This is a genomic window from Planctomycetaceae bacterium, assembly GCA_041398825.1.
GTDB lineage: Bacteria > Planctomycetota > Planctomycetia > Planctomycetales > Planctomycetaceae > F1-80-MAGs062.
Genome location: JAWKTX010000002.1, coordinates 241,388 through 263,043, shown reverse-complemented (window position 1 = coordinate 263,043; position 21,656 = coordinate 241,388). Strand labels below are relative to the sequence as shown.

Sequence of the window (21,656 nt, the reverse complement as noted above, 5' to 3'; positions counted from 1 at the left end):
TGGCGGCATATCACAAGGCTTGCGCGCACGGAGGAGGCAAGAACGATCTCACAGCCATGCTGCTGGATCAGTAAACGGTCTGGCATTTCGTTGTCGCGCATCATGGACACAAACACGACGCCCAGGTCATTTCGGGCAGTGCAGCTGGTGGAATAGCTGTGCCGGGCGTCTGCTATTCGGTGTCTAACCGAGCGGGAAGTCGGTAATAGAATGCAATTGGAAGCAGCAGGATGGCCAGTATGGTGAATATGATATGATGTCGAGCTGACAGCGTTTCAGCATCGAAAAGGGAGGCAAGCGTCAGGTTGTAGACAATCAGAAACACGGCAGAAAGAACAATACCAATCCAGTTAATCAGATTCTGTGTCCCAAGCACTCGACCTTTTAACTCCTGCGATGGTGCCTGCTGAATATAGACCTGCAGAGGAACGACAAATGTCCCTGCAAAAAAGCCCAGCATTGCCATACAAAAACGAAGGGCCCACTCGATCTTCGGTGCATGGAAGATGGCCTCGACAATTGATTCTCTGGCACCGGATTCAGAAGGGCCGATTTCGGATGCGGAGACTCCGTCAGAATCCTCTGCCAAAGTCGTGTCTGAGGAACTGACACCGAGACCAGAAGCTGCGTCGTCAACCGCCCCCTGATGATCGACATGAACTGTGTCAGTCCCTGCTGATCCAGGTCGTGAGTATGTTTGGCTGGCGAGCAAACTGATAGAAAACAACGAGAGAATCATTCCCCACGCGCCACGCATGACCCAGGTCGGACCGGCATGTTTGCCCAGGACACCGACAGCAATACATCCACTTGCAATTCCCACCCCGATTGATGCCGCCAGAACACTTGCGCGAGTCTCTGAAAGCCCCATCATCTCACGGCCGAGGGTGTTGACCGCTGGCTGTGTTATTCCACCAATAAACCAAAACACCGACGCAATCAGAATGGCGGAGTAGAGTGGCGGCTGATTCTTCAGCAACGTACGAATATCCCTGGGTATCCCCAGATGCTCCGGGCGAAGCGAAAGTGAAGGATTCGCTGCTCTGGTTCGGCGAATCAATAACGAAGTCAGTGTGCCGGCGATGGCGATACCGACGGCGATCACACTTCCCGGCCAGAGCGATCGATCCAGGTAATCAAGCGTAACTCCGGCAGCGACCATCCCAAAGATGATGGCGAGAAACGTGGTCATCTGCACAATGCCATTCACCGGCAGAAGTTGTTCCGGGCGAAACAACTCCGGTAGTGATCCATACTTGGACGGACCAAACAACGCGCTCTGTGCCCCCATAAAACCAAGGACCGCGATCAGCAGCATCAGTTGTGTCCTGCTGCTGAGTCCCGGGATCAGCAGAACCAGCAGCGACAGGGCCATGACGCCGATTTCGCCAACTTTGCAGGCGACAATAATTCGCTGACGCGAAAAGCGATCCGAGAGGAATCCTCCGAAGCCGGACAGCAGGACGAAAGGAAGTGCGAACGCAAATACAGCCAGTGGCTGCAGATCGGTACTGCTGGCTGCCTTTTCGTTCAGACAAGCCAGCAGCACAAGCTGTTTAAAGTAGTTGTCGTTAAATGCACCCAGAAATTGTGTAGTGACGAAACCAGCAAAGGTTGGGGTTGCCAGCGTTGGAGGAAGAGCATTACTGCCTTCGTCGAGTGAATCGCTCCCGCCATCCGATCCGTCACCGCCGCTGGGAACCGTTTGAACTTCGCTCATCGTGGTTTGGATCCATCCACAACTCTGACGGGAGACACACACCGATGCATTGGTCAACAGATGACGTCGACCTTATTCAGAATCCGTCCGAACTCGAACCTGAAGTGCACCAAGCATGCGGGTGATTGCGTCTTCTTTCCGACTGATAAACAACACATTTTCAAGAACGATCGCACGGCGTTCATTGCTTGGGTGCAGGATCAGGCGGCCGGACCGCATCAGCAGGTACTCGAACACGTCGTTGATTTCTTTGTCGATACGCAGATTCGGCGCAGAGAAGCGTTCAAGATCGCTCAGCACTCCGTGATGATGCAGAAGCTCATTCCCACGGACTTCCCAATAGTCGAAGCGGCGACTGATAAGAACAGCGATGTAAAGTATCAGCATGCCGAGTGCGAAAATGAAGTAGAACGAAGAATTGGCTGCCGGCTGCACACTAAGAAGGCTTTGGACAACTCGAGGAGCCAGACCTTCATTCATACGAAACAGCGTCCACAGACCAACGGCAATCGCGACGACGGCAAAAAACCATGTCAACGATGTTGTTCGAGGGAAGTCGAAGGCTATCACGACGAGATTCAGGAAGAATACGAGCAGAAAAATGCGGGCGCAAACGAAATGATAGGTTGGCCCCTCTTCTGCGGCTTTACCGGATCCCGTGGCTTCACCGGACTCTTCGTTCGCGGCTAGGGGGGGCTCGGCGGCTGATTCTTCGGATTCGTTCTGCGTTTGAGCAGCTCCATCGTTGCCGGACGAGTCTGTCGCCAGTTCATCGAACGATGCAAACACCACTCGTGTGTCGTCCAGCATGACACGTGGCAGAACACCCGCCGTCGCCGAATCTGGTGCCGCGACCCTTTCCGGCAGGCCGCCTTTCGCCCACATGAACACGGCGCAGAACAGGGCCGTGACCACGGTCGGGTAAAGGAATACGATTTTGGGGTAGGACACAAGGTACACATGTTCCGGTCGGTCCGGAGCACGCTTAGCCTCCTCAGCCTTTGCAGGGGCACTCTTATCGGTATTCGATTCGCTCATCTGATTGCTGCTTTCTCAGTACTCACGGTTTGCCGGATTCAGGTCAACACCACGATCAAACCTGTTCAGCGCTAGTCACCTGGAGTCGAAACAGCAATGTAACGGTCAAAAACCTGTCATTCCAGGGATAGGCGTCAGGATCCCGCTATTCGGTGGCCTTCACAGATTCGCAGAACGCACGAATTACCTGGTGAGATTTCTCAAATCTCAAAAGTTCCGGAGGCGATTCCTACGCAAAACTCCTCCCGGAACCATCGGTTCGAGCCTTCCCCGGATCAACTTGCGTCCGGCGGAGTGTCCGTTGCAGATTTGCGCTTCACATCGTGACTTTTCCGTCTAAAGTAGTGTCGCAGTGCCGCTCGTTGGACTGCGTTTACTTGAATCATCTGGCCTGGATTCAGTGGAAATCCGGCATTTCGCATGGGAGTATCGTTCAAATGGTGATCGTGACAGAAGCGGCTGCCACCGAAATCAAGCGCGTCATTCAGGAACAGAATCGCGACGACCTGAAGTACGTTCGCGTTGGTGTGCGGGGTGGTGGTTGCAGCGGGCTGGAATACAACTTCGACTTTACCAACTCCTACAACGAAACAGCAGACCTGCTCTTCCAGCATCATGGAGTAGAACTGGTTGTCGATAAGAAAAGCGAACTGTTCCTCGACGGAACCGTGATTGATTTCTACAGCGGGCTGGATCGACGCGGGTTTACGTTCAACAACCCCAACATTGTTAAGTCCTGCGGCTGTGGCAACAGCTTCTCCGTCTAGCAGAACCGGCTGGCTGCATTCAGAGCTTAAGGGCTCAGGACCCGGTGAAACAGTCAAACAGAAGGGAGTTCGTGGTGATCGCCACGGACTCCCTTTGCTTTTGTCGGGCCAAATCCTTTGCTTCTTCCGGGCCAAATCCTTCAGGACGGATCTGACGCCGGACCATTCTTGCGCAGCTCGTTTCAGACCCTGAAGTAGCCTTTGTACCATCGTACGAATTGCTCGATGCCCGCTTCGATTGATGTTTCTGGCCGAAAACCAACGGCAGCCTGCAGAGCGTCGATATCTGCGTAAGTCATTGGGACATCGCCCGGTTGCATCGGAAGCATCCGTTTTTCAGCCTTAACGCCCAGACATTCTTCGAGTGCCTCGATCATGCGCATCAGCTCGACAGGCTGGTTGTTTCCTATGTTATAGATGCTGTATGGGGCATCGGTTTGTGGCATGTCCTGCGAGGCGTCAACCGTATTTGATACGCCTCGTTGGGGAACATGATCGTTGACGCGAATCACTCCTTCCACGATATCGTCGATGAATGTGAAGTCCCGCTTCATTTGCCCATTGTTAAAGACGTCGATGGGCCTGCCCTTCAGAATTGCTTCGGTGAACATCCAGATGGCCATATCCGGACGTCCCCACGGACCGTAGACAGTAAAGAAACGAAGGCCGGTTGTCGGCAGGTCATACAGATGGCTGTACGTATAAGCCATCAGTTCATTGGCCTTCTTGGTGGCCGCGTAGAGACTGATAGGAAAGTCCACTCGGTCATCTGTACGAAACGGAATTTTCCTGTTGGCTCCGTAAACTGAACTGGACGAAGCGTAAACGAGGTGGCCAATGCTGTTGTGGCGACAGGCTTCCAGGACACTCACGAATCCCACCAGATTTGAATCAACGTACGTGTGAGGGTTTGTGAGCGAATACCGAACACCAGCCTGTGCAGCCAGATGGATGACGCTGTCAAACTGGTTTTGTTCAAACAACCGCATCAGGCCGTCACGGTCTTCCAGATTCATCTGGTGAAACTGGAAACCGTCACGACTGGCCAGTGTTGCCAGTCGATCCTGCTTTAGCTGCGGCGAGTAATAATCGTTGAGATTGTCGAGACCAACAACCGTATCGCCGCGATCCAGCAGCCGGGTTGCAGTGTGCATACCGATAAACCCGGCGGCTCCCGTCACAAGAATTCGTGCCATGGAATCATTCTTCCCTGAAGACTGTTAGATGTGCTTCGAATACCAGTCGATGGTCTTTTGAAGGCCTTCGGCAAGCGGTACTTCGGGTTCCCAGCCAAGCCAGTTCTTCGCTCGGGTGATGTCCGGACATCGTTTTTGCGGGTCGTCCTTTGGCAATGGCATGTGAACAATTTTCGACTTACTGTCGGTCGCCTGGATAACGGCTTCGGCCAGTTCAAGCATTGTGTTTTCGACGGGGTTACCAATATTAACCGGCCCGGTATGTACGTCCTGATCCATCAGACGAAGCATTCCCTCGATCAGGTCGCTGACAAAACAGAACGACCGTGTTTGTGTTCCATCGCCATAAACGGTGATGTCATCACCTCGAAGTGCCTGTGTGATAAAGTTCGAAATGACTCGACCATCATCCGGAGCCATCCGCGGGCCATACGTGTTAAAGATTCGTATAATTCGAATTTCCGTGCCGTGCGCTTCGTGATAATTCATCAACAGCGATTCGGCAATCCGCTTCCCTTCGTCATAACAACTGCGTGGACCGATCGGATTCACATGCCCCCAGTAGTCTTCGGTTTGTGGATGAACCTGAGGGTCACCGTAGACTTCGGAAGTAGACGCATGCAGAACTCGCGCGCCACACCGTTTCGCCAGCCCCATGATGTTGACCATACCGACCGTTGATGTCTTGATGGTCTTGATGGGATTGTATTGGTAGGCCTCCGGCGATGCCGGACACGCCAGATTGAAGATGCGATCCGCTTCAACATAAAGCGGATGGACAATGTCATGCCGAATCAGCTCGAACCTGGGGTTCGACATCAGGTGTCGGATATTGTTCTTGTTACCCGTAAAAAAGTTGTCAACGCAAATTACTTCGTCGCCACGTTCAATCAGTCGATCACACAAGTGGCTTCCCAGAAAACCTGCACCGCCCGTCACCAGTACCGTTGCCATCTGCTTCTCTCAATTCTTCTGAGCGTGACGCAGTATTCGACGTCCGCCAAACCCAAGTCCTGAAATGCCGCCGCAATCGATCATTCCGATTCAATTGTCGCCTGCTACGAGTCCAGCGGTTGAGGTACACATAGCTCAATTCCCATGGGTGAACAGGATTGAGTTGCCAATTCCTTCGGATTCTGCAGAAAAACAACCCTGATGTTTCGTTAACGACGGATGGTGGAGGGAATTGAATTCACGAAACCTTCATGGACTCTGCAATGCCAATGCTCCGGTTGAGCCTTGCCATGACTCGATCCCTGCCAAGTAACTCCATTGTTGGAAACAAGTCGGTTCCCTGTGCCTTTCCTGTGACGCAAAGCCGCAATGCGGGAAACAAATCTCCCGCCCGGAGACCGCGTTCCGAAACGAACGAGTTAACGGCATCGTGCAAAGCGTCCGCCGTGAAATCGCTCAGCGTGGAGAGCAGCCGCGTAACCTGTTGAAGCAAATCCACCGCGGCATCTGGCTTAACTACGCGTTTCTGGAAATTCTTTTCGTCGTGCGTCAGCTGATCATCCGCCACAAAGAATTCATCCAGCTGCAGTATGTCACCAAAGATTCGAATTCGATCGGCAGCCAGCTCGATGACCCTGCCAACAAAGGTTTGCATGGTTTCGGAAACCGGTTCCTGAATCTTCCCCGACTTTGTCAGAAACGGCAGACAGCCAGCCAGTCTTTCTTCGAACGGCAACTGGCCCATCCAGTGTGCCTGAAAGCTCATCAGTTTGTCAGGGTCAAATCCGGCTGCGCTTTTGATGACTCGATCCAGCGAAAATGATTCCGTGACGGCCTCAACAGACAGGAGTTCGGTCGAATCATCCAGCGACCAGCCCAGTCGAGCCAGGGCATTCAAGACGCCGGCGGGGATAAAACCAACCTTCTGATAATAGGCCACCATCACGGGCGATAACGCATCCGAAGCGGCGTCTTCGCCGATCGCCGCGAGAACTGTATCACCGATCTCGAAGAGCTTCATGAATTGCGGATTTGTGCGGTACTTCGAGATCTTCCGCTTACTCATCTTCTCCTTGCTGCCTGGCGCGGCAACATACGGGATGTGTGCCCATTGAGGCTGCTGATACCCAAGGGCTTCACCAAGCAACACCTGAACCGGCGTATTTGATAGGTGCTCTTCCGCACGAATGACGTGGGTAATCTTCAGGTGGGCGTCATCAACCACGGTTGCGAAGTTGTAAAGAGGGGAACCATCGTTACGGGCAATCACGGGATCCGGCATCAGGCTGCAATCCCACTCAACGTCTCCCCTTACATGGTCGTTGATCTGAATCCTGCGGTCACGGGGCACGATGAAACGAACAACGTGTGGCACAGCGTCAGACAGATTTTGAGCGATCTGGTCTGGCGTGAGATTCAGTGACGTCCGACTGCTGACGTACTGACGCTTTTCTTTCTCTGCGGCTTCACGCTGGGCCTGTGTTTCCGCCGGTGATTCAAAGTCCCGATAGGCATGTCCGCTGTTGAGCAGCTGCGTCAGGGCAGCCTGATACAGATGTTGTCGTTGCGACTGAAAGTAAGGACCGCAATCTCCGCCAACTTCCGGACCTTCGTCCCAGTCGAGCCCCAGCCACCGAAACGCATCCAGAATTGGCCCCAGCGCTTCGTCCATATTGCGTTGCTGATCCGTGTCATCAATTCTCAGGATGAACTGACCGCCGTGATGCCGCGCGAACAACCAGTTAAATAGTGCTGTCCGCATGCCGCCAATGTGCATAAATCCAGTGGGGCTGGGAGCAAATCGCGTTCGAACAGTCATTTGTCTGTTTTTCGTTGTGACCAGTGATTGGTACTGGCAGGGTTTCTTACTGGCGGAAGCTGTATGGTGGGCGGATGTTACCTTCGAAAAACAGGCCTTCCAAGGGCTTCCCCGATGTGGGACTGCCAACGAACAGGAACGGCACGCTCCCGGGAACCTCAGCCGGCACTCATGAACCGACCAGACCCGCAAAGCGGGCCACCATCAGATGCCCGTTACCAACGGTTGACACCTCCCTCAGCCTGCCGCGCGGATAATCGCCAGACTTGATTCTGTGCGCATGAAAAAGGGAGTTACCGTTCTGGTGACTCCCTGAATCAGGTCTTATTTTTCCAGAGCCGAATTCACGCAGCGACTTCAGGGGTGGCAGGGACCAGCATCCGTTCAGCTTCATCCACGCCTTCGTCTTCTGCCTGTCGTCCTCTGGGAAGATTGTCCTTGACGTCGTAGGCGAGGCCGACAGCTCGCAACGCTTTGATTGACCACCAGGTAATATCGAATTCCCACCATTTGTGACCAGCTGGCGCCAGGCTCGGGTGAGCATGATGATTGTTGTGCCAGCCTTCACCGTAAGCGAGGATAGCGACCCACCAAAGATTGCGTGAGTGGTCCCGAGTGTCGTAGTTGCGGTATCCCCACAAATGTGTGGCGGAATTCACAAACCAGGTACTGTGGTAGGCGGCGACCATTCGGACGCACATCCCCCAAACCACCATCGAAATGCCCATATCCCAACCGCCAATTGCGTAACCGATACCAAGTAACGCCAACCCGCTTCCCCAAAGCCACAAGGCGAAGGTCTTCTGAAAGAACTTCATCATCGGGCGGTCCACAAGTTCCGGCACATACCGTCGATACAATACGCGAGCAGCATGCGTTGTCCGCTTCGGGAATAACCAGAGAATATGTGACCACCATGGCCCGACAATAATTGGCGAATGCGGGTCACCTTCCTGATCGGACTTCTGATGGTGCAACCGATGAGTTGCGGCCCAGGTCAAAGGAGCCCCTTCTCCCGAAAGACATCCGCAGGCGAGAACAACAAACTCAGCAGGCGATCGCAGTTTCATGCTCTTGTGAGCGAGATACCGGTGGTAGCCGAGGCAAATGCCGATACTGCACGTCGCCCAGTGAAGAGCAACACAGACAGCCAGTCCCGTCCACGAAAAGTAAAAGGGTGCAGCAAGCGCACCAACATGGACACCAATTAAAAACAGGGTGACAACCCAATCAATGTTTGACCACCGCAACTGATCTTTATGAAAAGCGTTTACCAGAGTCTCGGTATCTGCAAGTCGCTGTTGCGTTTTAAGTTCAGCCGGCGTCAGAACCTTCTCAGGAACTGCCATTGTTGGAATCGTTGCGCTCATGCGTGACGCTCACTTTCTGTGAGGTTGCGATGACTGGTCTGAGGATGAGAACGGCCTGCGGTCCTGCGGGTTGAATTCCCATCACACACAAAGTTGGATCCGCACGCGATTCTTCCCGAATGCTTCGTCCAACTGCAGCAAGGCTACGGTCCTTATCGACTTACCACAATCTCACTCAGTCCAGAGGTCGTCACTCCCATGTCAAAACTATGTCAAGGCGATAAACCCTTATTTGACAAGGTGTTGCGCCTGCCGATCCGGCCCTCTGAGAGCCTTCTTTTCCCCGAGAAAAGCGCATTCGGACCCGCCACAAGGCAAATGCCCCGCAACGTTGCCACCTGTAAGACACCCTTCAACCGCCCTTAGGTCTGGCGACGTCACGGCAGTCAGAAGGTCCTCAGATCAGTGCAGTTCACAGATCGGAGCCGCCCCACTGCTGACCATGCTTCCATTGAAGTGGCCTGTAATTCCGGCGGCGCTTATTCGCTCTTCTGCTGTAATCTGTGACTCTCAGTTCCGGCGATTCTTTTTACTCTTTCCCTTGCCGCCGGATTTCTTTCCCTTTGGTTTGGCCGCAGATGGTCTGCCTTTCGGCTTGTGTCGCTTCTTCGCATCCGGGGAGCCTTCTGGATGCACTTTTGATTTCGCACGACCGCCCGGGTTTACTTCGGCGGTGGCAACTTTGTCTCTGAATTTCCCTCGGAACTTGCTCTTCGAAGGTGTGGACGAGACTTCCGGCACCATCGTTTCGACAGCGGCATTCCGACGAATAGACCGCGGGACTCCGATGGGTTTCTTTCCGTCGGCCAGTCGCAGGTCCAGCTGCCGTCGATCGATATCGACATTTGCAATGATGACTTTCACCCGATCACCCAGTCGGAATTCACGCTTCGTTCGTTGTCCGGTCAGCGTGCGAGTTGACTGATCAAACTGGTAGAAATCATCGGAAAGAGCGCTGGCATGAATCAGTCCTTCAGCAGGCACCTTGACACCCTGACAAAACATGCCAAAGTTTTCCACGCCCGTGATGAATGCATCCATTTCTTCTCCTACATGGGCGGACATGTATCGAAGAAGCTTGATCTTGATCAGTTCACGTTCTGCCTTTTCCGCGCGCCGCTCTGTGCTGGAGCAATTCTTACCCAGTTGCAACAGCTCCGCCATGCTGTCGGTTGTCGGGATTCTGCCATCGGCCAGATCGCCGATAATGCGATGAACGGTCAGGTCGGGGTAGCGTCGGATCGGGCTGGTGAAGTGGCAGTAATCTTCTTCGGACAGGGCATAATGCCCGGCGTCTTCAGGAGAATACTCCGCCTGTTTCATACTTCGCAACAACGCATAGTTGATTGCGCGTCCCTCTGGCTTGTCGGCGACTTCATTGATCAGGCTCTGGATTTCCGAGCGACTCTGGAAGTGCTCGAGCTCGTATCCGAGCCCCCGGCAAAAATCCTGGAACGCCCGTAACCGCAGTTCATCCGGATAACCATGAACACGTCGCAGAAACGGGATGTCCTTCGAAGACAGCAGGGTCGCTACAGCAATGTTGGCCGCCAGCATGAATTCTTCGATAATTTCGTGACTCTGATCGTGATGTCGTTCGTGAGCACCTGTGACAGTTCCGTCTTTATCAAAATCAATTTCAACCTCTGCAACGCCCATCTGCAGAGCACCATTCGCGAACCGCCTTTGACGGAGAATCATCGCCAGCTCGTACATGTGCTCCAGCAGATGTCGGACTTTTGCCGTCACACCAGGTGCCTGCTGCCGAGGGTTCTGGATGATGGGCATGACCTCTTCATAGGCGAACCGGCGAGCGACTTTGATCGCCGTGTTGGCAACTTCTGAGCCCAGGACGCTTCCGTCCGCAGCAAATTCGATAAACACGCTCTTGGTAAACCGCACGACTCCCTGCTGAAGGCTGGCGAGACCATTGCTGATCACCTCCGGCAACATCGGTATGACATGGCGTGGCAGGTAAACACTGGTGCCCCGTAACCGTGCTTCCTCATCCAGCGCACTTCCCGGAGTCACAAAGTGAGATACGTCGGCAATGTGGACCCCGAGATGCCAGTGTCCGTCGTCGCTTTTGGTCAGCGAAATTGCATCGTCGAAGTCGCGAGCGTCGACCGGATCGATGGTGATAATCGTTTCGCCTGTCAGATCACGCCGGCTGCCAATTGCCGTTTCATCAAAGTTCTCCGCCTGAATGCGAGCGTCTTCAAGAACGTCATCGCTGAATTCGTGTGGCAGCCCCAGGCTGTAGATCACAGTCATAGTGTCGACGCCCGGGTCACCACGTTTGCCAAGAACCTCCGTCAGCACCGCTTCACCTTTGCGGCTGGCAGTCGGGAATCGAAGCATTTCGATCACGACTTTATCGTCAGGCAGAGCTCCCTTTGCTCCCGGATCACCCACGTGGATCGGTTGTTCGAAAACGGTACCATCGACCTGGACGTATCCCTGATCCCCGAATTCCTGATAGACACCGACGAACACATTGCTGGCTCGCTCCAGAACTTTTTCGACGGCACCAGTTCGTTGCCCGTTTGTTCTTCGAGCATTCAGAAGACGCACAAGAACTTCATCGCCCGTTTGAGCATCACGCAGATCTCTTGCGGCAATATAGATATCAGCACCTTTGAGTTCCGGGGTACGTTCATTCGGAATGACAAACCCGGCACCGCTGGCAATCTTCTTGACAACCCCCGAAATGAAGCCCGCAGATGGACGCAGTCGTAGACGCCCTTTCTTGCCTTCGCGGACATGTCCGCCTGCAATCAGACGGTCAAGCGTTTCGCGAAATGTCGGCATACTCTTCTTGCTGACTCTCAACTTGCGAGCCAGTTCCTGCGCCACGATCGGACGGTATTCGTCCGAGGACAGCAGGTCTTTGATATTCTCTTCCATGGAACTCATTTGTCTTACTTTCGTTTTGTCTTCTCTTGTCCGTCTCAATCTGTACGGAGTTATCATTCAACTTGTTTGGGCAGATTCAACCTGCAGTTTTTGTATCTTTGATGCGGCATCGGCAGAACCACATGCGGACGGGCACATTCGCTGACTTCCACGCGTTTTGACCTCCAAGCACCGCGTTCGATTTTTCGGACGGGCCCGGAACAAGTGCAGCGTAATATGTCTGACTGCCGGACAGAACCAAAGCGTTCATGCGTTTCAGGTCAGGACAGAAGCCTGCGTTTTGAACGGAGGCTCACTGAACTGCGTCAGGTCCGCACGGAAAGAAGCAGCCCGTCATCAACGGATGGAGCCCGATCGTTTCAGAGTCACCCAAAACGTTGACTAAAAATCGCTTCGAGCAGGTTCTCATATTGCCGCTCCGTCGGACCAGCTCCGTGCGACCAACCCATCGAACGGGTGAAGTACTTCCAACCGCGTTGCAGGACCGTTTGCAGGCAGGCGATGATTCGCGGCACGCACCCCGCTCATCTGGCCAATCTGCGTACTTCGCTGCCACGCACCTTTATGGACACGGGCGGTGTGCGAACCGTCAGAGAAAAAAGCCAAAGCCGCTCTTTTGCCGGACTCGCCGACGTCTCTTGTCGTGCCATGGATGCCGGAGCACATTCGGTGCATTGTCTTGCGGCTGGAAAGTTCATTCTTTCGGCCAGCAGCGAATACCGATGAACCAACCTTGCGACGAAAGCCTGCAATCCATTCTTCGAAACAGATTCCTTCAGGAACAGCCGTCAACAGACGGGTTACTCTGCGGCCATTCATTGATCGCACGTACGGGTTGTTGCATGAAGCTGCATTTGTTCGCATTCATGAATGCCATGACACAAACAAACCCGGGATGTTCGAATGAATTCTGAAATTCTTTGTCTTTTCGTCTCGCAAGAGTTTTCGGAGTTCGCCGGGCAGGTTGAAACCAGCGACGCACTCTGATGCAACATTGTGACGCACCACAGAAATTGCAGGGCGGACTTCAATCTCAGGCCGTACGGTCTGCCTGAATCCTGAGACAGACAACAGACGGCCATCAACTCGAACCAACCTGCCGCACCAGCACCCTGAGCCAGAGCAAACCGCCAATCCGAACAGTTCCGGTAACATTCGGAAGAACTGAGACAACAGCAGCAGCAGACGCTCTGGAATCGAAAGGTCTACTCTTTGATCTCAAAGATAGCTTCCACTTCAACAGCCGCTCCAGTTGGAAGCGCGGCGAAGCCAAGTGCGCTGCGGGCGTGGTAACCGTCGCCGTCTTTGCCAAACACTTCATGAAACAAGTCAGACGCACCATTGATCACCAAATGTTGATCGGTGAAGGTCGGGGCGGAATAAACACAGCCGAGAACTTTAATGACCCGCAGTCCATCCAGAGAACCGTGGCAGTTACAGACGGATCGCAGAATCTTCTTTGCACATTCTTTGGCGGCCTCGTAGCCCATATCGACCATCACGTCCTTGCCAACAATCCCTTTGATGTCGCTCACGTGCCCGGACGTGATGAGCTGATTGCCGCTCCTGATACACATATTCAGGTAGCCCTTTGGCTGTGGATCGAGAGCGATGCCCAGTTGTCTTGCTTTGGCAGTTGCGCCCATGGCACTGAACTTTCTGTTTGATATGGTTGGGATGGTATAGTGTGAAGAATTCGAATGTTCTGGTGGCCAGTGAGGAATCACGAATAGCTGCCGGGGATCAGGCCGAGCGTCCTTTGTGGCGCGAAGCCCCTGTTGAATCCATCGGCCGGGCCCGTTCAGACTGCAATCTAGTATTCGCCCTGTTCTGCCGACTCACCTTCCAGTCCGCTGAACGTGGATTTTACAACCTGCCGAATTGTCCGCTGATCGCGTTCTTCTACCAGTCGGGCGATTGCATCGTCGATTGACATCACTCCCAGATCCCCGTCGATCCGGCAGCGCACTGCCACAGCGTTTTGTTCGGCTTCTTTTGGACCGCAGACCAGCATGTACGGCACCAGGTCGAGTTGTGCGTCGCGAATTTTCGCCTGAACACGAGCGCTTTGCAGATCGGTCGAAACCCGGAAACCTGCCGATCGCAATTTGTCAGCCACAGCAATGGCGTAGTCGTCGGTTTTTTCGCTGAGCGGAAGTACGCGAATCTGCTCGGGCGCCAGCCAGAGCGGAAACGCGCCCGCAAAATGTTCGATCAGCATCCCGACAAAACGTTCCATCGAACCAAACGGAGCTCGATGGATCATGACGGGCTGATGCGGCTTATTGTCCGGACCAGTGTACTCCAGCTGGAATCGATTCGGGAGATTGTAATCCAGCTGCACGGTCCCCAGTTGCCATTCTCTTCCAAGACAATCACGCACCATGAAGTCGGCCTTCGGGCCATAAAAGGCGGCTTCACCTTCGCATTCAACGAATGAGAGTCCCTGCTCGGTCAGTACCTTACGAAGGACGCCCTGAGCGTTGTCCCAAAGCTCGTTGCTGCCAACATATTTGTCCGACCCCGGATCGCGGGTGGAAAGCTGGACGCGGTAATCTTCCAGACCAACGGCCTGAAGAACATACTTCACCAGCCCCAGCGTATCTTTGAATTCCTGTTCCACCTGCTCCGGTGTACAGAACAAGTGGGCATCGTCCTGCGTCAGGCCGCGAACACGCAGCATGCCGTTCAGTTCACCCGACTGCTCATGGCGATAAACGGTTCCAAATTCTGCGAGTCGCACGGGAAGGTCCCGGTAGCTGCGCGGCATCGCTTTGTACATTTGAACGTGGTGGGGGCAGTTCATCGGACGAAGAAGAAACCGTTCCTGCTGACGCTCCCAGCGGCGCAAGACATCACGCTTCTCATCAGGTGTCCCATTGACCGGGAATTGATCCACCTTGAATCCGAGAACGATTGCGGCTTCCAGAAGCTTCTTTTCATCATCTGGCGAAGGCACCACGTGTTCCTCGTCGGACGGATCAAGACAACGGATCCAGTGATCGACCAGTTGCCCGGCGGAATGACCAAACAGAGGTGCAAACTGTGAATCACGGTAATAAGGGAAGTGGCCACTGGTTTCATACATTTCAACGCGACCGATGTGCGGCGAATAGACGGGCTGGTACCCACGTCGCAGAAGTTCGGCTTTGATGAACTCTTCCAGCGTTGCTCGAATGATGGCTCCTCGGGGCAGCCACAGACACAATCCCTGACCAACCTCGGGATTAATCGAAAACAGACCAAGCCGTTTGCCAATCACACGGTGGTCCCGTTTCTTGGCCTCCTCAATCTGTTCCAGGTAAGCCTTCAGGTCCTTGCGGTCAAACCAGGCCGTTCCGTAAACACGCTGCAGTTGTCGACCTTCTGCATTGCCTTTCCAATAGGAACCCGCAACGCTCAGGATCTTGAAAGCCTTGATCTTGCCGGCGTGTGGAATATGAGGCCCACGACACAGGTCCACAAATTCTCCCTGACGGTAGAAGCTGAGTGTCGAATGTTCTGCCAGTCCGGTCCGAATGTGCTCGACCTTGAGTTCCTGTTTAAGATCGTCGCAGAATTGAATGGATTCGTCGCGATTCATGTGAAAGCGTTCAAACGGTTCCGCTTCATCAACAATCTTCTGCATTTCTGCTTCGATGCGTGGGAAGTCGTCTTCGCTGATCGGAGTGCTCAGGTCAAAATCGTAGTAGAAGCCATTCCCAAGGGTCGGGCCGAATGCAAGCCCAGTGCCGGGAAACAGTCGCATTACGGCACGTGCCATCACGTGCGCACAACTGTGCCGCATCACCCCCAGTGCTTCGGCATCACGCTCGGTAATCAATTTCAGGGGGACGGGACGCAGGTCGGTCAGTTCCGCAAGCGGGCGCATTGCGTCGACGATGGTTCCGTCGATGCTGGCTGCCACAGTTGCCTTTGCCAGACGCTCGCCGATACCAGCAGCGACGTCCAGTGCAGTTGCATTGTCAGATTGTTCCAGAACATTCCCGTCGGGCAGTTGAACCTGAATCATGAATCCATCTTGTCAGAAAAAAGACTGTCCATTCCATTTGCGACTGATACGAAAAGCCACAATGGAAACGACAGAAACGAAACAGCGGTCGATGCGGAGTGACGCCAGATCGACGACCAGGCGGGTTATATCCCTCCTTGCAGTGCAGCACAACGCTTTCGGGAACTGCCTGAGTGAACCAGAATTCTGGTATCTGCCACCCCATCCGCAGAGCGTTGGTGCCCCGATTCACGTATTCGAGCAGATTCGGACGGATGAGCATTTCAGTAAAACTGGACGGATTTTGCGGCGAAGTGGGCCTGCAAGCTTAAGGAGCCGGAGAATTCCTGAGATAGGTTTGCGACGTTTGGATAAAGATTTATAGCCATAGAATCAATTCTTTGGCCTTTTGTCGTGCCTCAGCAAAACGTATTCTTGGTTGGTCCAGGGAGGGTGTATTTTCTGTGGTCAGAGCATTGGTATCCCTCGCCAGCGCTCCGCGGGGCAAATTGCCCGGTCCATAGAGGCTCGCATGAGTTAAGTGGTTCTGCGTTTTCCTACGCTGACCACGCCACGCTGTCAGCCAAGAGGCTGGCACACGGAGATAGTTCGATGCCTTCGCCGCTTCGACTTGCTGTGATCTGTTCTGATGACGACGGATTGAAAACCACATCGGAAACGCCGGCGTTTCACGCCCCGATCGATGACGGCCAGGGTCCCCCTTCCGGCAGCCCTCCATCTGGTCCATCCGGCAGTGTGCGCTGGTTTCTCCGTATCCTCTGTACAATTGCGCTCGCAGTCTCTGCATACCTTGCATGGACTGCATTTAATGCTTCACCCGTGTTCGGATGTACGGGAGATGTCTTCAATTGCGGACACGTTCTCACGAGCGCCTGGTCGAAGTGGTTTGGTATCCCCGTCTCCGTGCCCGCGGTTGGACTGTATGCGAGTCTTCTGGCAGTCCTTGTTTTTGTTGGTCCGAATTCCCCTGAATCCCTGCGTGTTCTTGCCTGGAAATCGCTCACAGCGGGAGCTGTGGCCGCTGGTATCGCGGCGCTTTGGTTTATCGGGTTGCAAGTTTTTGTGATCGGACACCTGTGCCCATACTGCCTGGTCGCGCATACCTGTGGGCTGCTGCTGGTTGCCACCGTCTTGATGCAGAAGCAGATCAGCTGGAAATCGATCCGACAATTTGGCGGCGCAGGAGCCGCGTGTTCGGCAGTTCTGATCATTGGCCAACTGCTGACTCCCCCGCCCCAGACCTTCGTTGTGGAGGAGTTCGATCTTCCCGCTTCAGGTTCATCCAGTTCCGAAATGCTGGCATCTCCAGACGCAGATATTTTCGCACCGCCGGGTGATGAGATCTTCGCGGCTCCCGGCGAAATTGAAGCCGCACCGGTGTTTGAGTCTCCTGTTGCTGACGCAACCGCGGTGTTTGAAGCTCCCTTTATCGAGCCTGCCCCGGGTGATTCATCACCTGCCTCGGCTCGCGACCCGGATTCGCCAGTGGTGGAATCCAGAGACACGAAATCCAGCGCCTCGAACCCCAGTGTCAGTCGCAGCGGCTCTGATACTCCGGAGATTGAGCCCCGGCAACCTGCCGCAGCATCCGCAGAAAAGGATGAAACGCTTCCGGTGATTTCTTCCGTTCTGACAATCATTCCGGGAGCCATTCGATCGACAAATCACATCCTGATCGCGTTTGCTGATGAAACTACGAAATCGGACGAAGCGACTTCAACTGAAGGAACCAAAGCACAGCAACCCGAAACGGAAGAAGCGGCCGGCGAAGCGGAACCAAGAATTGTCAGCGTGGCTGGTGACAAGTTCCGGCTGAATGCTGCTCAATGGCCCATGGTTGGCAAGTGCGATGCGAAATACATCATGGTGGAAATGTTCGACTACACGTGTCCACACTGTCGAAACACTCACCGAACCATCAAGAAAGCGTGTGAAAAATACGGTGATGACTTTGCAATTATTATGCTGGCCGTGCCTCTGAACCCACGCTGCAACAATGCCATCAGCAGCACCGGCCACGCTGATGCATGCGAATTGGCAAAACTGGCCGTTGCTGTCTGGAGAGTTTCGCCACAGCAGTTCGCCGAATACCACAACTGGATGTTCTATGCAGGGCGAAACCGCACCGCGGGAGAAGCACGGACCAAAGCGGAACAGCTCGTCGGTCGGCAGCCTCTGCAGGATGAACTCAATCGTGGCATTCCGGATCAGTATATCCAACGGCATGTGGATCTGTATCGCAAGGTCGGCGCTGGGGCTGTCCCCAAGTTGATGTTCCCTCGTTCCATCATGACCGGGGAAGTCAACAGCGTCGCGTCGCTCTCCAGTGCAATCGAAAAGAACTGAGGACCATCCAGGCGATCGCTTTCCAGTTTGGATCACCCCAAATGAAGGGGCCGGTCCCACGCAGTGCCATTTCCCGGGCGCCGGGCGACGGATCCCTGCCTGCCATGTTCGCCCCGGAGCCGTCTTTCGGCGCAGTTCTCAAATCACCAGACTGATTCGCAGTGCCGATTGATGCATTTGGGCAGTGTCTTCGAAGTTGCTCCTCAGCAAGGATCTTTCCTGACAATCAGGATAATTTTTCCGTAGCAGGATACGGAACTCTGCTGCACGACATCGTTACTCCCCCCTACGCGATTGCAACCTTTGGATTGAAGGCAATCGTACTGGCCGGCAATGTCGAATGGGGGACACAATGGGGCGAACGATATTCGGGCGGCAGAGATTCGGGCAACGACCGCAACGCGGTGGATTTTCACTTGTGGACCTGGCCGTTTCTGTGGCCATCGTTGCAACACTGCTGGCATTGATTCTGCCGTCAATTCGAGTCACACGCGGTTCATCGCATCTGTTGTCGTGCCGGAATAACCTGAAGAATCTCGCACTGGCGATGCACAACTACGCGGGTGCTCATCAGGGTCATTTGCCGGCATCACAACGATTTCAGCACCGCGACGGCGGGAGGTTCCGCCCCATGCAGAATTGGGTTGTATCTCTTCTGCCGTACGTGGACCGCAGAGATATTGCCGATCGATGGAATTTCGACCAACCCTTTGATAGCCCTGCAAATTCAGAGCTGGGTTCGATTCCTGTTCGCGTTTTGTATTGCCCCGATGATACGACCAGACCATCGGAGCCCCGCCAGTTGAGTTACGTCGTGAACCATGGTTACATGTCGGTCGGTGCAAAGGACAATTTTTGGGATGCCGGTCAGATCAACTGGAATCGCAATAACACCACCAATTCTATGGCCACACCTGACATCGACGCTGAAGATGCAGACGCCCACCGTGATACGGGCATGTTCTGGCAAGTGCGTGAACCTGGCGCCGACTCCGCGATGATCACCAGATCGTGGAGTCACGGAAGCTTTTCTCTGGATAGAGTCTACGATGGCAGCAGCCAAACCATCCTGCTCTCTGAAAACTCACACGCTGGTCTTGCCAACGCCGGTCCCAAAGCCAACTGGGCAAGCCCAAACTGGCGGCGTTGCACGTTTGTGCTGCCAATTGCTCCGTACGATCAGGGGCCTGCTAATTATCGAAACCCATTCGATTCAATTTCGAAAGCAAGCAGTTCGATCGGTGTCAGCTCTGTTGTCAATGGGACCGCCGCCGGACTGGGATCGGAAAATGATGTCCGATTCGCGGCCCCGAATTCCCAGCATCCCAACGGTGTCAATGTTGCATGGGTTGATGGATCGGTGGGATTCGTCAGCGAAGATATCGCGCCATCGGTTTACGCTCGACTCGTCTCCCCCGCCGGTTCGCGGCCGCGAAGCCCCGAGTCGGCAATCGAAACACAGGAAGATCTCAGCGATCAGGATTTCTAAACAAGAAGCGAACGTTCCGCCGAACGTCAGGAGCGAGCAAATCCCTAATCGTCATCAGGATCATCGAGCACTTGCATTTGGTGAACCTCTGATGTGAGAGCACGCAATAATCCCTCGATGCCTGCAGCCAGATTGAGCTTTGCAATTACCGGGAACGACGAATCGCTCAAGTCTGGATCAACGTGCCAAGTGAGCCCGGCAACACAAGCGCTGGGAAATCGACGCTGTGCGGCATTCAACCAAAGCTCCGAACGCAGTCCATCCTGATCGACGAACGCCAACTGCGGAGGCACCGTCACACCAATCGTTCCTGCGACCAGCTGGTGGACGGTAACGCATTCCACCCTGATCCCGAACTCGCGGCAGATGTCCTGCACCGTTTGCAACAGGGCTCGATCCTGTCCGATCAAAACAGCAGACTCGATTCCATCTTTTGTATCAGGCCGTCTCAGAGCCGAACCCAGGGTCCGATACGCGTAAACCTCCTCAGGTGATGCGAGAGGTGAAAGTGGCTCCAGCCCCTCGGATAGACCATTTACAACATCCAGTATGGCATCCGGGCAAAAACGAGCAGGTATTCGAACGGTGGTTGGCCAGTGTGGTGCCGATCGTCCATCCGATTCGCACCAGGGACCAAAACAACAGACCAACGACTTGAAAATCGTCGCGGAAATCAGCTGATCGATATCCGCCCGCTGAAACTGTTCAGGATAACTTTGCAGAACGATAGTCAGGTCCGCTGCCGGTGCCCCCTGCTTCAGATGTCGAATGGCCGCTGGAATTGTTTCGAATTCCCCGGCAATTCGAACGGCATCATTCCGCCGAACTGCTTCGACCGTTGCTGCAAACACAGGCTCGCGCAATGGGCCAATCATGAAGATGCTGACAGTATTATTCATTGAAAAGGTGACTTGGTTCGCTGTATACGTGGCAGAAAGGACAGTCAGCAGGGACGATGCCGCTCATGGTTCCGCAGCGCCGCGATGAATTGAACAGATTCGTGAAAGGTTGGAGATGTGGAGAGCGTCTTCCAGCCCATCATTCATCGCACATGCTCAACAGGAGTGATATGTGGAAGTTGCGAAATGTGGAGATTGCAAACCCCAAATTTCACTCCCTCTCCGGCATCTGCGTATTCTATCCACTCTCATTCATTCAAAGACACTAAAGCCCTTTCATTATCACAGGAGTTCCCATCAGAGCCATGTCTACACCTCTTATCCAGCCAGTTAACGAATCGGATGCCGTGGACAAGGTCGCACAAACCTTTGAGCGGATTCGTGAGGTTCTTGAGTTGTCAGAGGTGCCCGAGATCTTCCGCTATTTCGCAAATGTGCCAGCCTTGTTGCACGACTACTTCATGAATTTCCGCAAGTTTGTGCTGAGCGAAGGAAAACTGGATCTGAAAACAAAACTGCTGGTCGCTTCAGCGGCATGCGGGCACATGGGCTGCCAGGCATGGCTGTCGTTCCTGAAGCCATACGCTGAACGTGCGGGTGTCAATTCGACGGAAGTCATTGAAGCCATGGCAGTTGGATCAACAAACTCCATGTACAATGTGCTGTTCAAGTTCCGCGATATCAGCGGATCAGACGTGTTTGACGGGATGTCTGTCGGACTGCGAGCCCATACATTCAGCGGGACATCTCTGACCCATCAAACGGTGGAACTGATCAACCTCTCACTCAGCAACCTGAACGGATGTAAACCCTGTACATCCTCCCACGTTGCGAAGGCACGTCAGCTGGAAATCTCGGACGAAGCGATCTACGAAGCCGTTCAGTGTGCCGCAACCATTGTCTGTGGCAGCCAGTTTCTTCGGTCTGTCGGCGTCAATTGAAACTCAGTTGGCGTGAAATTCCCGGGAAGTCAACGTCACACCTTCGGGAGACTCCCTTCTGCTGTCCGGGAAGTTCCCTGACCAATTCTGTGCCCTTCTGACCCGTGTGGTATCTCTGGGCATGGAATCCGTAGCGGATCCGGTGATCCCGGCAGGATCCGGCGAAATTGATCGAGAACCGGGATGGGA

General features: G+C 54.1%; 15 protein-coding genes. 4 read left to right on the top strand and 11 right to left on the bottom strand.

Annotated features, from left to right (window positions below):
- Positions 1-172 precede the first annotated feature (172 nt).
- A complete protein-coding gene (locus R3C20_04925) occupies positions 173-1,720 on the bottom strand; it encodes an MFS transporter (GenBank protein MEZ6039825.1) in 1,548 nt (515 codons plus the stop codon).
- 72 nt (positions 1,721-1,792) lie between these two features.
- Positions 1,793-2,758 carry a hypothetical protein gene (locus R3C20_04920; GenBank protein MEZ6039824.1) on the bottom strand — a complete coding sequence of 322 codons (966 nt, stop codon included), beginning with the start codon at positions 2,756-2,758 and terminating at the stop codon, positions 1,793-1,795.
- Positions 2,759-3,195: 437 nt separating this feature from the next.
- On the opposite strand from R3C20_04920, the gene R3C20_04915 reads away from it, so the two are divergent.
- On the top strand, positions 3,196-3,525 hold the full coding sequence (locus R3C20_04915) for an iron-sulfur cluster assembly accessory protein (GenBank protein MEZ6039823.1): 330 nt from the start codon (positions 3,196-3,198) through the stop codon (positions 3,523-3,525).
- 182 nt (positions 3,526-3,707) lie between these two features.
- Here R3C20_04915 and R3C20_04910 read toward each other — a convergent pair whose 3' ends face one another.
- From R3C20_04910 to thrS, 8 genes are all read right to left on the bottom strand, one after another.
- Complete coding sequence (locus tag R3C20_04910; GenBank protein MEZ6039822.1) at positions 3,708-4,721, bottom strand: NAD-dependent epimerase; 1,014 nt, start codon at positions 4,719-4,721, stop codon at positions 3,708-3,710.
- Positions 4,722-4,745: 24 nt separating this feature from the next.
- Positions 4,746-5,675, bottom strand: a complete 930-nt coding sequence (locus R3C20_04905) for a UDP-glucuronic acid decarboxylase family protein (GenBank protein ID MEZ6039821.1) — start codon at positions 5,673-5,675, stop codon at positions 4,746-4,748.
- Between the two features lie 238 nt (positions 5,676-5,913).
- The gene (gltX, locus tag R3C20_04900; GenBank protein ID MEZ6039820.1) at positions 5,914-7,494 is read right to left on the bottom strand and encodes a glutamate--tRNA ligase; all 1,581 of its coding nucleotides are present in this window, start codon (positions 7,492-7,494) and stop codon (positions 5,914-5,916) included.
- A gap of 344 nt (positions 7,495-7,838) precedes the next feature.
- The gene (locus tag R3C20_04895) at positions 7,839-8,864 is read right to left on the bottom strand and encodes a fatty acid desaturase (protein ID MEZ6039819.1); all 1,026 of its coding nucleotides are present in this window, start codon (positions 8,862-8,864) and stop codon (positions 7,839-7,841) included.
- A 510-nt stretch (positions 8,865-9,374) separates the two neighbouring features.
- Complete coding sequence (gene rnr, locus R3C20_04890) at positions 9,375-11,780, bottom strand: ribonuclease R (GenBank protein ID MEZ6039818.1); 2,406 nt, start codon at positions 11,778-11,780, stop codon at positions 9,375-9,377.
- Between the two features lie 405 nt (positions 11,781-12,185).
- Positions 12,186-12,599 (bottom strand): hypothetical protein, encoded by a 414-nt coding sequence (locus R3C20_04885; protein MEZ6039817.1) that lies wholly within the window; start codon positions 12,597-12,599, stop codon positions 12,186-12,188.
- 386 nt (positions 12,600-12,985) lie between these two features.
- Positions 12,986-13,426, bottom strand: coding sequence for a RidA family protein (locus tag R3C20_04880; GenBank protein MEZ6039816.1), 441 nt, complete (start codon positions 13,424-13,426; stop codon positions 12,986-12,988).
- Between the two features lie 167 nt (positions 13,427-13,593).
- Positions 13,594-15,792 (bottom strand): threonine--tRNA ligase, encoded by a 2,199-nt coding sequence (gene thrS / locus R3C20_04875; GenBank protein ID MEZ6039815.1) that lies wholly within the window; start codon positions 15,790-15,792, stop codon positions 13,594-13,596.
- Between the two features lie 591 nt (positions 15,793-16,383).
- On the opposite strand from thrS, the gene R3C20_04870 reads away from it, so the two are divergent.
- Together R3C20_04870 and R3C20_04865 are read left to right on the top strand one after the other, a co-directional pair.
- Complete coding sequence (locus R3C20_04870; protein MEZ6039814.1) at positions 16,384-18,138, top strand: vitamin K epoxide reductase family protein; 1,755 nt, start codon at positions 16,384-16,386, stop codon at positions 18,136-18,138.
- 352 nt (positions 18,139-18,490) lie between these two features.
- Positions 18,491-19,627, top strand: coding sequence for a DUF1559 domain-containing protein (locus tag R3C20_04865; GenBank protein MEZ6039813.1), 1,137 nt, complete (start codon positions 18,491-18,493; stop codon positions 19,625-19,627).
- Between the two features lie 44 nt (positions 19,628-19,671).
- Here the strand turns inward: R3C20_04865 and R3C20_04860 are convergent, their stop codons facing one another.
- Positions 19,672-20,526 carry a hypothetical protein gene (locus R3C20_04860; GenBank protein ID MEZ6039812.1) on the bottom strand — a complete coding sequence of 285 codons (855 nt, stop codon included), beginning with the start codon at positions 20,524-20,526 and terminating at the stop codon, positions 19,672-19,674.
- 305 nt (positions 20,527-20,831) lie between these two features.
- On the opposite strand from R3C20_04860, the gene R3C20_04855 reads away from it, so the two are divergent.
- A complete protein-coding gene (locus R3C20_04855) occupies positions 20,832-21,467 on the top strand; it encodes a carboxymuconolactone decarboxylase family protein (GenBank protein ID MEZ6039811.1) in 636 nt (211 codons plus the stop codon).
- The last annotated feature ends 189 nt before the right edge of the window (positions 21,468-21,656 follow it).